Source organism: Streptomyces sp. NPDC054841 (assembly GCF_053611045.1).
Window position 1 is genome coordinate 1 of record NZ_JBSGZO010000294.1, and the last position, 10,994, is coordinate 10,994.

The 10,994-nt window shown below is 71.8% G+C and carries 9 protein-coding genes; 2 read left to right on the forward strand and 7 right to left on the reverse strand.

Annotated elements, in window-relative coordinates; all coding sequences use genetic code 11:
• Positions 1-65: 65 nt before the first annotated feature.
• Positions 66-2,090, reverse strand: a complete 2,025-nt coding sequence (locus tag ACWGI8_RS30020) for a M4 family metallopeptidase (RefSeq protein WP_453665630.1) — start codon at positions 2,088-2,090, stop codon at positions 66-68.
• Positions 2,091-2,261: 171 nt separating this feature from the next.
• Positions 2,262-3,176 (reverse strand): TetR/AcrR family transcriptional regulator C-terminal domain-containing protein, encoded by a 915-nt coding sequence (locus ACWGI8_RS30025; protein ID WP_453665631.1) that lies wholly within the window; start codon positions 3,174-3,176, stop codon positions 2,262-2,264.
• A gap of 137 nt (positions 3,177-3,313) precedes the next feature.
• On the opposite strand from ACWGI8_RS30025, the gene ACWGI8_RS30030 reads away from it, so the two are divergent.
• A complete protein-coding gene (locus ACWGI8_RS30030) occupies positions 3,314-4,840 on the forward strand; it encodes an MFS transporter (protein ID WP_453665633.1) in 1,527 nt (508 codons plus the stop codon).
• Between the two features lie 264 nt (positions 4,841-5,104).
• Here the strand turns inward: ACWGI8_RS30030 and ACWGI8_RS30035 are convergent, their stop codons facing one another.
• The 3 genes from ACWGI8_RS30035 to ACWGI8_RS30045 all read right to left on the reverse strand — a co-directional run bounded on the left by ACWGI8_RS30035 (position 5,105) and on the right by ACWGI8_RS30045 (position 6,995).
• Positions 5,105-5,830, reverse strand: coding sequence for a hypothetical protein (locus ACWGI8_RS30035; RefSeq protein WP_453665635.1), 726 nt, complete (start codon positions 5,828-5,830; stop codon positions 5,105-5,107).
• A complete protein-coding gene (locus ACWGI8_RS30040) occupies positions 5,827-5,964 on the reverse strand; it encodes a hypothetical protein (protein WP_453665636.1) in 138 nt (45 codons plus the stop codon). The genes ACWGI8_RS30035 and ACWGI8_RS30040 overlap by 4 nt, the downstream gene beginning before the upstream one ends.
• A gap of 101 nt (positions 5,965-6,065) precedes the next feature.
• The gene (locus ACWGI8_RS30045) at positions 6,066-6,995 is read right to left on the reverse strand and encodes an AraC family transcriptional regulator (RefSeq protein ID WP_453665637.1); all 930 of its coding nucleotides are present in this window, start codon (positions 6,993-6,995) and stop codon (positions 6,066-6,068) included.
• 100 nt (positions 6,996-7,095) lie between these two features.
• Here ACWGI8_RS30045 and ACWGI8_RS30050 point away from each other — a divergent pair, with 100 nt between their 5' ends.
• Entirely contained in the window at positions 7,096-8,010 is a 915-nt protein-coding gene (locus tag ACWGI8_RS30050; RefSeq protein WP_453665639.1) for an MBL fold metallo-hydrolase, read from the forward strand.
• 123 nt (positions 8,011-8,133) lie between these two features.
• On the opposite strand, the gene ACWGI8_RS30055 is transcribed toward ACWGI8_RS30050, so the two are convergent.
• On the reverse strand, positions 8,134-9,999 hold the full coding sequence (locus ACWGI8_RS30055) for an ABC transporter ATP-binding protein (protein ID WP_453665641.1): 1,866 nt from the start codon (positions 9,997-9,999) through the stop codon (positions 8,134-8,136).
• The coding region (locus tag ACWGI8_RS30060; RefSeq protein ID WP_453665643.1) for an ABC transporter ATP-binding protein at positions 9,996-10,994 on the reverse strand (999 nt) is incomplete at its 5' end. The genes ACWGI8_RS30060 and ACWGI8_RS30055, both read right to left, overlap by 4 nt.

Genomic DNA, 10,994 nt, shown 5'->3' on the forward strand with positions numbered 1-10,994 from the left:
GTCACGATACGTGGAACCGCCCGGGGGAACCGGAGTTCCCCCGGGCGGTCCGCTCACCGACGTGCCTACGGGAACGTCAGCTTGACGCTGTTGATGTAGCCGGTGTCCAGCGCCGCCACATCCTGGACCTTCAGCTTCCACACGCCGTTCGCGACCTCGCTCGACGCGTTCACCGTGTACGTCTCGACCACATTGTCCGCCGAGTCGCTGCCGCTGGCGTTCTTCAGCCGGTACGTCGTGCCGTCCGGGGCGAGCAGGTCGATGACCAGGTCACCGCGCCAGGTGTGGACGATGTCGACGCCGACCTTGAGGGCGGCAGGAGCGTTGCCGGTACGGCCGGTGACGGTGACCGAGGACGTGACGGCGGCGCCGTTGTCCGGGATCGCGACGTCCGTGGTGTTCTCGAACGACGTACCGGTGTCGCCGCCCGGCCGGGAGCCGACGTTGATTCCGGCCCAGGCGTCGGCGACAGCCTTGTACTCGGCGCTGCTGGCCCCGTACAGCTCGCTCGCGACGGCGAGCGTGCCGGTGCGGGCGCCCGCGTAGTTCGTGGTCGAGTTGAACTTCGTCGTCAGCGCCTTGAACCAGATCAGCGAGGCCTTGTCACGGCCGATGCCGGTGACCGGCAGACCGTCCGAGGTCGGGGAGTCGTAGTTCACGCCGTTGATGGTCTTTGCGCCACTGCCCTCGGAGAGCAGGTAGTACCAGTGGTTCGCCGGGCCCGACGAGTAGTGCACGTCGATGCCGCCGATGCCCGAGTACCAGGCGTCCTTGGACGCGCCGTCCTTGCTCGGCTTGTCCATGTAGCGCAGCGGGGTGCCGTCGCCCCGGATGTCGATCTTCTCGCCGACCAGGTAGTCGCCCTTGTCCTGCGCGTTGTTGGCGTGGAACTCGACGGCCGCCGCGAAGATGTCGGACGTCGCCTCGTTGAGGCCGCCGGACTCACCGCTGTAGACCAGCTTCGCGGTGTTGGAGGTGACGCCGTGCGTCATCTCGTGCGCGGCCACGTCGATCGAGGTGAGCGGCTTGGTGTTGCCGGAGCCGTCGCCGTAGGTCATGCAGAAGCAGCTGTCGGACCAGAAGGCGTTGACGTACGCGTTGCCGTAGTGGACGCGGGAGTACGCGCCGACGCCGTCGCCGCGGATGCCGCTGCGGCCATGCACGTTCTTGTAGTAGTCCCAGGTGAGCGCGGCGCCGTAGTGCGCGTCGGCGCCGGCCGTCTCGGCGTTCTGCGGAGTGGCGTCGCCCCAGGTGTCGTCCGGGCCGGAGAAGAGCGTCCCGGTGCCGGAGGTGCCGCGGTTGAGGTTGTAGGTCTTGTGGTTGCCGCGACCCGCGTCGGTCAGGGTGTACGACGGCGCCGTGCCGAGCGTGACCTGGCCGCTGTACATCGTGTTGCCGGTGCCGGTCTCGATGGCCTGCCACTCGTAGAGCTTCTTGCCGCTGGTGGCGTCGGTGACGACGTGCAGCTCGTTCGGGGTGCCGTCGTGCTGGACACCGCCGACGACGGTCTCGTATGCGAGGGTCGGCTTGCCCTGGGCCAGCCAGACCACCTTGCGCGGGGCCCGGTTGGCGGCGGTCTTCTTCGAGCCCTCGGAGCGCGCGGCGGCCACGGCCTGCTGCTCGGCGGCTGCAGGGGCGACGTCGGCGCTGGTGTCGACGTTCTTGAGGGCGGCGGCGGAAGCCTTGGTGACCGACTCGGTCCGCCCGGCCTTCGTCTCGGCGACGACCAGGTCACCGCCGAGGACGGGCAGGCCCGCGTAAGTGCGCTCGTAGCGCGTGTGCGTGGTGCCGTCCCGGTCCTGGACGACATCGCGGACGACGAGCTTCTCCTGGGAGCCGAGGCCGAGTTCGGCCGCGGTGGCCGCCTTGGTGGCGTTGGCCTCGCGTATCAGCTCCGCCCGCTGGGCGGGGGTGAGCTGCGCGGGCAGCGCGCCGGGGTCGGCCGCCGAGGCGGCCTGCTGCTTCGGGGCGGTCGCCGGGGCGTCCGGGGCCGCGGCGGCGGAGCCGGACTGGATTCCGACGGCCAGGAGGGCCGCGGCTGCGAGCAGAGCGCCGGTCGCGGACGCGCGACGGCTGGGCGTGGGTCTCACGCGAACTCCTTCTGCGAGGGGGGTTACGGGCGGCTGGGTGGGCCACCCGGGCAGAGCGACGGAGCGTGTGTTGCGTGGATCGGGGGAAGAGTGGCAGGCGTGAGGGGCTCCTGTCAGGAGCGCGTCAACAGATTGGCCGGAAAGTGTCCGTTGGGTGAAAGGCCGTGTTCGTTAAGCGGACGTTTCGTCGATCATCACCGCGAGGCCGTCGAGCAGCCGTGCCAGCCCGAATTCGAAGAGCGTTTCGAGATCCAGCTCGGAGTCGTCCTGCTCGAACAGCGTGGTGAGCAGAGGGTACGCGCCACCTGACGCGATCGCCTCGAACTGTGGCTCGTTCCGTGCCATCCACTCGTCGCCCGACAGTCCGGTGTCCTGCCGGGCCTGTGTCTCCAGGTCGGCCGCCATCGACACTCCCTGCACATACGCGAAGAGCGAGAGATGGGCGTGAATTGTCTGAAAGGGAGTCAGCCCCGTGGAGCGCACGGCCCGCAGCACCCATTCCGTGTACGCCATGGCGTTCGGCGAGGCCGTGGGCCGGGTGAACGACGCCATCGCCTGCGCCAGCCACGGATGGCGTGTGTGGGCGTCGCGCAGCGACCGCGCCGCCTTCTCCAGGGCCGGACGCCAGCCGCCCGCGGGCAGTGCGCCCAACGGCCGCTCGGCGAACGCCGCGTCCGACATCAGCCGCACCAGCTCGCCCTTGCCCGGCACATGGCGGTACAGCGCCATCGTCGACGTACCGAGCCCGGTCGCGACGCGGCGCATCGACAGCGCCGCCAGGCCTTCGGCGTCGGCCAGCGCGATCGCCGTACGCACGATCCGGTCACGGGTGAGTGCGGGCTCGGCGGGTGAGTGGGCGGGACGCGGGCGGGTGTCCGTCACGACCGTGCCGATACCCGGCACCGAACGGACCAGCCCCTCCTGGCGCAGCACCGCCAGTGCCTTCGTGGCCGTCGCCATCGCCACGCCCCACTCGCGGGTGAGAGCGCGGGTGGACGGGACGCGATCACCGGGCGTGAGCTCGCCCGAATCGATACGGCGGCGTATCCCGTCAGCGATCCTGAGGTAGGGCGGTACGGTCTCCACGGCGGTGAGTGTACTAGTGCACCCGGCCTACCGTACGCGGCGCTGAACTGCCTCTTTCACGGGCAGTTGAGGGCGGAGTATCAGGGTGCACCAGGTCGTTGTTTGCGGTGTACGCAACCGGCTGTTTCGCTCCCCCCATGACAACGGTCAACGACTCTCCCGCGCCGCGCGCCGGCCGCCGCGAATGGACCGCCCTCGGTGTCCTGATGCTGCCTCTGCTCCTGGTCTCGATGGACGTCTCCGTCCTCTACTTCGCCATCCCCGCGATCAGCGAAGACCTCGGCCCCAGCTCCACCCAGCAGCTGTGGATCCTCGACATGTACGGCTTCATCCTCGCCGGACTCCTCATCACCATGGGGGCGTTGGGGGACCGGACCGGACGCCGCAGGGTGCTGCTCGTGGGCGCCGCGCTGTTCGGCGCCGCGTCCGTCGCGGCGGCGTACGCCCACTCGCCCGGCACGCTGATCGCCGCGCGGGCGCTGCTCGGGGTCGCCGGAGCCGGTCTGATGCCGGCCACGCTCGCGCTCATCCGCGATCTGTTCCGGGACGAGGCGCAGCGCGCCAAGGCCGTGACGCTGTGGACGACCGTGATGGCCACCGGCATCTCCCTCGGGCCGGTCGTCAGCGGGGCGCTGCTGGAACACTACTGGTGGGGTTCGGTCTTCCTGATCAACCTGCCGGCGATGGTGCTTCTGCTGGTGCTCGCGCCGTTGCTGCTCCCGGAGTCCAAAGGCGCGCGCGGCGGGCGCTTCGATCTGCTGAGCGCGGTGCTGTCGCTGGCCGCGCTGCTGCCCCTGATCCACGGCATCAAGGAGCTGGCCAAGCACGGCTGGGCACCGCTGCCGGTCGCCGCCGTCGCCGCGGGGCTCGTGCTCGCGGCCGTCTTCGTCCGCCGCCAGACCCGGCTGGAGCACCCGATGGTCGACCTCGCCCTGGTGCGCCGTCGCACGTACGGGGCGCCGGTGCTGGCCAACCTGCTGGCGATGGCGGCGACGGTCGGTTTCGCCGTCTTCTTCACCCAGTACCTCCAGTCGGTGCGCGGCATGAGCCCGTTCGAGGCCGCGCTGTGGAGCCTGGTGCCGTCCGTGGGCGTGATGGCCGCCGCGCCGACCGGCGCGGCGCTCGCCCAGCGGGTGGACAGGGCGTACGTCATGGGCGGCGGCTTCCTCCTCTCCGCGGCGGGCTTCGCCGGGCTCGTCCGGATCAGCCCGGACTCCCCGCTCTGGTACGTCCTGGCCGCCTGCGCCGTGTACGCGGCGGGCCTCGTCACCGCCATGACCCTCGCCAACGAACTCGCTCTCGGCGCTGCCCCGCCCGAACGTGCCGGCTCGGCGGCCGCCGTCCTCGAATCCGGCCAGGAACTGGGCGGAGCGCTCGGCATGGCGATCCTCGGCTCGATCGGCGCCGCCGTCTACACCCACGACCTGGCGACCGCCTCCGCCCCGGCCGAGGCCCGCGAGACCCTCGGCGCGGCCGCCGCCGTCTCCGCGCCGGGCGACGCGCTCCTCGCCACGGCCCGAGCGGCCTTCACCCACGGCATGTCGTGGGCGGCCGTCGCGGCGGCGGCGTCGATGGCCGCGGCGGCGCTGCTCTCGGTGGCGCTGCTCCGTACCCGGCGTACGGCGGACTCTGCGACGCGCCGTGAGCCGGTGAGGGTGTCCTGACGGGGCCGTGACGCCGACGGGGTGTTCCGTACGGGGCTCGTGGGCCGACGGGGTGTTCCGTACGGGGGCTCGTGGGCCGACGGAAGTGCCGACGGCCGTGGGTGCCGGTGGGGGTGGGGTCCCGACGACCGGTGGTTCCGGCGAGGGTGTCCCGACGACCGCTGGTGCCGGCGAGGGTGTCCCGACGACCGCTGGTGCCGGCGAGGGTGTCCCGACGACCGGTGGTTCCGGCGAGGGTGTCCCGACGGCCGTTGGCGCCCGACGTCAGGCCGCCGGCCGGGGGTCCAGCCACAACGCCTCGGCGAGAGCGCACAGTTCGCCCTCGGCCGTGGCCAGTGCCACGCCCATCGAGTGCTTGCGGCCGGATTCCGACTGCAGCCAGGCATAGGAGATGTACGGCTCGCCCGCGCGCACCGGACGCAGGAGCGCGCCGGTGAGGGCCGCGGTGACCGCGCCCGGGCGCTGGGTGCCCAGCATGCGGCCCGCCCAGTTGCCCGGGCAGTCCAGGGCGCCCCACACCAGTTCCGGCGGGAGCAGGCCGTCCTCGGAGGCGAGGGCGGGGGACGGGATCCAGGCGGAGGCGACGAGGTCACGGCCCGGCACCGGGGTGCAGTGCTGGCGCAGACCGCGGTCGGGCGTACGGTCCAGGCCGCAGCCGAAGCAGTCGACCATCCCCACGGGCGGCGCCGCCCGGAATGCCTCGGCCGCGGCGGCCGCCTCGTCCAAGGAAGGGGCGGCCGGCGCGTCGAGCAGCAGCTCGGCCGGGCGCGCGGTGGCCAGCGGCCACTCCCCCTCGCCCAACTCCGCGCCCCCGCCGGCCGTTGCGGCGATCCGCACGGGAACCTCCACCGGCACGGGACCGCGGAAGTCCACCCGTACCGTCTTCGCCTCCGAGCGCTCCGCGAGCACCCCCGCGACGTACCCGCCGAAGGCCACCCCGGGATAGCCGACATACAGCTCCGGCACCACGATCGCGTCAGTCGTCGTCATGGTCCCCACTCCATCACACCGGCCACGAGCGGTCCGAGCCCGCCCGGGCCCACGGGCCGGCTGGTGCTGCGGCGCCGCCTCCGGAAGGAACTCGCCCCGGTGATCACTACGGTCTTCTCCTCAGCGGTGCTCATGACCGGTCGCCCCCTTTCGGACGGGTCCGCTCAGCACGGCGTGTGGTCCGTCGGTGTTCCGGATGGCGTGCTGTGCGATCAGGCCGGTTCATCAAGGACTCTCACGTGGAGGCCGATCGCCCCGCTGTCTCTGCCCGGTACTGCCCCGGGGTAGTACCGAATTCCCGGCTGAATGCATGTGAGAGGGCGTACGGGGTGCCGTAGCCGACGCGGCGAGCGATGGTGGCCAGAGGGTCCAGGGTGTCGCGGAGCAGGGTGGCTGCGAAGGTCAGGCGCCACCAGGTGAGGTACGCCATCGGCGGGCGGCCGACCAGGCTGGTGAAGCGGCGGGCCAGGGTGGCGCGGGACACGCCTGCCTCGGCGGCCAGGCGGTCGTTGGTCCACGGGGCGGCCGGGTCCGAGTGCAGCGCCCGCAGAGCGGCGGCCGCCACTGGGTCGCCCAGTACGGTCGGCCAGGTGCCGCTCGTGCCCTGGGCTGCCCAGGAGCGGATCATGTAGACGAGGAGGAGGTCGAGCAGGCTGGGCACCGCGATGCAGGCGCCGGGTCCTTGTGTACCCAGCTCGTGGCCCAGCAGGTCGACGGCGGCGCGCAGTTCGGCATGGGTGCCCACTCGGTTCGGCAGGTGGACGACCTTCGGCAGCTCCGCCATGAGCGGGTGTGCGCGACTACGGTCGAGCCGGTACTTGCCGCACAGCATCTGCACCTCGCCGGAGGTGGCTCGGGGCCGGCGCGGCTCCCTCTCGTCGAACCATCGCTCGAACGGCACCGCCTGTTCCACGGTCGTCGCATCGGCGGGGGCGTCGGCGATCACATGTCCCGTGCCATGCGGCAGCAGCACCACGTCACCCGCGCCGAGCGAGACTGGAGAGCCGCCGTCGGGCAGCAGCCAGCAGCTGCCCTCCAGCACCACATGGAAGCCCGCACCGTCGTACGGGGCAAGCCGCGTGCACCAGCTCCCGCTCACCCGCACTTGGTTCGAGGAAGGACGCCCGATGCGTACCGCCGAGACTGCGTCGCTCACCACATCCATCGGGCCAGGATACCCGTAGCGTCAGTGGTGAGACGGATGCGTATCTGAACGAGCTGGACAGGTATTGAGAGGCTCATCTGCCCTTCCTAGAGTCGAGGGCATGAAGAGCGAGAGCATGCAGAGCATCGTGCTCGGCGATGTCGAGGTCATCCGAGTCGTCGAGTGGCAAGGGGCGTTCGCGCCCGCACGCGGCCTGGTTCCGGAGTCCGGCGCCGAGGTGTGGAAGGGTAACGAGGACTGGCTGGCGCCGGATCACTGGGAACCGGACGGCGACAGGGCGGTGATGGCGCTGCAGACCTGGGTGCTGCGCAGCTGCGGACGGACCGTCCTGGTCGACACCGGAGTGGGGAACGGGCGCGAGCGGCCCGGCTCGGCGCAGTTCCACCACTGGCAGGGCGATTTCCTGGGTGGCCTGGCGCGGGTCGGAGTCCGGCCGGAGGACGTCGACGTCGTCGTCAACACCCACATCCACGGTGATCATGTCGGTTGGAACACCGTCAGTGCGGACGGAGGGTGGGAGCCGACGTTCCCTCACGCCCAGTACCTCATCCCGGCCGCGGACGACTTCCACTTCGGCCCGGCCAACGCCTATGGAAACGGCCGCCGGGAGGACGACCGGCTGATCTACGAGGACAGCATCGCACCCGTCCACCGGGCCGGGCAGGCCGTCCTGTGGGACGGCACCCACCGCATCGATGAACACCTCACTCTGGAGTCCGCGCCAGGCCACACGCCCGGCTCATCCGTACTGCGGCTCGCATCCGGGAGCGACCGGGCGGTCTTCGTCGGCGACCTTCTCCACAGCCCGGTGCAGATCCTCACACCCTCCTGCAACAGCTGCTTCTGCCTGGATGCGGAACAAGCAGTGGCCAGCCGCCGTCAGATCCTCGAACGAGCCGCCGCCGAAAGGGAGTTGGTCGTCCCTGCACACTTCGGCGGGGCAGGTGCCGTGGAAGTCCGGCAAGAGGGCGGCGGGTTCACCCTCGGACGGTGGGCGGCCTACGGTACGGAGTAGGTCGCGTCAGCCATAGCAACTACGGACCGCGACCATTGCGCACCGAATCTCGGATTTGCGCAGTCAGTGCGCATCCTGAGCCGACATTGCGCATCAAGTCGTGGACCCTGCACGCCCTACGCCCTACACCAGGCTGTCCCGCCAAGCCCGGTGCAGATCGGCGAACCGGCCCGCCCCGCCGGTGAGTTCCGCCGGGGTGCCGTCCTCGACGATCCGGCCGTGCTCCATCACCAGCACCCGGTCCGCGATCTCGACCGTCGACAGCCGGTGGGCGATCACCACCGCCGTACGGCCGCGCAGCACCGTCGTCATCGCGCGCTGAACCGCCTGCTCGCCAGGGATGTCCAGGGAGCTGGTCGCCTCGTCGAGGATGAGCACCGCGGGGTCGGCCAGCAGCGCCCGCGCGAACGCGACGAGCTGGCGCTGACCCGCCGAGATCCGCCCGCCCCGCTTGCGTACGTCCGTGTCGTAGCCGTCCGGCAGACTGCTGATGAAGTCGTGCGCGCCGATCGCCTTCGCCGCCTGCTCGATCTCCTCGCGGGTCGCGTCCGGGCGCCCGATCGCGATGTTCTCCGCGACCGTCCCGGAGAACAGGAACGCCTCCTGCGTCACCATCACGACCCCGCGCCGCAGTTCGGGCACGGCCAGCTCGCGCAGGTCGACGCCGTCGAGGAGAACCCGCCCGTCCGTGGGGTCGTAGAAGCGGGCCAGCAGCTTCGCGAGCGTGGACTTGCCCGCGCCGGTGGAGCCGACGACCGCGACGGTCCGGCCCGCCGGGATCGTCAGCCCGAAGCGGGGGAGTACCTCGCCGCCGGTGCGGTAAGCGAACCGCACGTCCTCGAAGACCACCTCCCGGCCGGGGCCGGCGGCCTCGGCGAGGTCCGGCAGCCGCACGGGACGTTCGGGCTCCGGCACGGACGGCGTCTGGGCCAGCAGACCGGCGATCTTCTCCAGCGACGCGCCCGCCGACTGGTACGAGTTGAGGAACATGCCGAGACGGTCGATCGGGTCGTACAGCCGGCGCAGATACAGCACCGCGGCCGCCAGCACGCCCAGTGCCAGTGTCCCCTCGGCGACCCGGTACGCGCCCCACAGCACCATCCCCGCCACGGCGGTGTTGGCGACCAGCCGGGAACCGACGACGTAACGGGCCATCTCCAGCAGGGCGTCACCGTTGCTGCGGGCGTGCCGCTCGTTCAGCGCGCGGAAGCGGTCGTCGTTGGCGCGCTCGCGGCGGAACGCGCGCACCGGCCGGATGCCGTTCATCGTCTCCGCGAACTTCACGATGACGGCCGCGATCGCGGAGGACCGCTCGGTGAACACGACCGCCGCGCGCCGCTGGTAGAGCCGGACGAGCAGATACAGCGGTACGAAGCTGAGCACGGCCAGACCCCCGATGCCGGGGTCCAGCCAGAGCAGCATCGCCGAGATGTAGACGAACGCGAGGACGACGCCGATCAGCTCCTGGAGCCCCTCGCTGAGCAGTTCCCGCAGCGACTCGACGTCGGTCGTGGAGCGGGAGATCAGCCGGCCCGAGGTGTACCGCTCATGGAAGTCCACACTGAGCGCCTGGGCGTGCCGGAAGATCCTGCCGCGCAGATCGAGCAGGACGTCCTGGTTGACGCGGGCGGCGGCGCGGATGAACGCGTACTGGAACACACCGGACGCCACCGCGCACACGGCGTACCCGATCGCCACGACCACGAGCGGCCCGTGGTCACCCCGGCGCAGCGCCGGGACGCCGCTGTCGATGGCGTACGCGACGAGCAACGGGCCGGCCTGCGCGGCGGCCTGCTGGAGCAGCAGCAGCAACGCGGAGAGCGCGACCCTGGCCCGCCGGGGCGCCAGCAGCGACCGCAGCAGCGCCCCGGTGGCGCCCTCGGGCGTGGGGAGGGCGTCGCGGTCGAACGGGTCCCGCTCTCCGCCCGCGCGCTCCCCGGCCGTGTCGTCGGCGTCCGCGTACGGCTGTGTGGTCGTCGATGACGTCATCGGACTCGCTCCTCGGCGTGCGCGCCCGACATCAGCCAGGCGTACTCGGCGTTGTCCCGCAGCAGTTCGTGGTGGGTGCCCACAGCCGCGATCCGGCCCTGGGACAGCAGTGCCACCCGGTCGGCCAGCAGCACCGTGGACGGCCGGTGCGCCACGACGAGCGCGGTCGTGTCCTCCAGGACGCGCCGGAGCGCAGCCTCCACCAGCGCCTCCGTGTGCACGTCCAGCGCCGACAGCGGGTCGTCGAGGACGAGGAACCTCGGCCGCCCCACGACCGCGCGGGCGAGCGCGAGCCGTTGCCGCTGGCCGCCGGAGAGGCTCAGCCCCTGCTCGCCGACCTGGGTGTGGATCCCCTGGGGAAGCGTGTCCACGAATCCGGCCTGCGCCACGTCGAGCGCGCGCCGCAGGCCTTCGTCCCCCGCGTCCTCGGCTCCCATCAGCACGTTCTCACCGACGCTCGCCGAGAAGAGCGTGGGCTCCTCGAAGGCCATGGACACGAGCTGCCGCAGCTCCTCGCGGGGCATCGCGGCGATGTCCCGCCCGTCGAGCGTGATCCGCCCACCGGTCACCTCGTACAGCCGCGGTACGAGCGCGGTCAGCGTCGTCTTCCCGGACCCGGTCGCGCCGACGAGCGCCATGGTCTCGCCGGGCCGGACCCGCAGATCGATCCGTTCCAGCACGGGCGCGGACCGTGGGCTCGCGTCCGGGTAACGGAACTCGACCGCGTCGAAGACCAGCCCGCCCTCGGCGAGTCGCCCGGAGGGGGCAGGGGCCGACCGGCCGCTCGTCCGCGCAACGTGCCCGGCCCCCCGGCCGGCTGCGAGGTCCGCGCCGCCGGCCGGGGCGACGGCCGGGTCGGCCAGGCCCTGTCCGGGCGGTCTTGTCGGGCCCGCGACGCCGGCTACGACACCTCGCTGCGTTGTCGGAGTCGCCCAAGTACGCCCAGTACGAGGGCGATCTCCCCCAGAGCTGCGCCTGGGAGGTGCCCCCACCGC

Coding starts and splice junctions, on each gene's coding strand:
- ACWGI8_RS30030 (WP_453665633.1), top strand. CDS start 3,314: ATGACAACGGTCAACGACTCTCCCGCGCCGCGCGCCGGCCGCCGCGAA.
- ACWGI8_RS30035 (WP_453665635.1), bottom strand. CDS start 5,830: ATGACGACGACTGACGCGATCGTGGTGCCGGAGCTGTATGTCGGCTAT.
- ACWGI8_RS30040 (WP_453665636.1), bottom strand. CDS start 5,964: ATGAGCACCGCTGAGGAGAAGACCGTAGTGATCACCGGGGCGAGTTCC.
- ACWGI8_RS30045 (WP_453665637.1), bottom strand. CDS start 6,995: ATGGATGTGGTGAGCGACGCAGTCTCGGCGGTACGCATCGGGCGTCCT.
- ACWGI8_RS30050 (WP_453665639.1), top strand. CDS start 7,096: ATGAAGAGCGAGAGCATGCAGAGCATCGTGCTCGGCGATGTCGAGGTC.
- ACWGI8_RS30055 (WP_453665641.1), bottom strand. CDS start 9,999: ATGACGTCATCGACGACCACACAGCCGTACGCGGACGCCGACGACACG.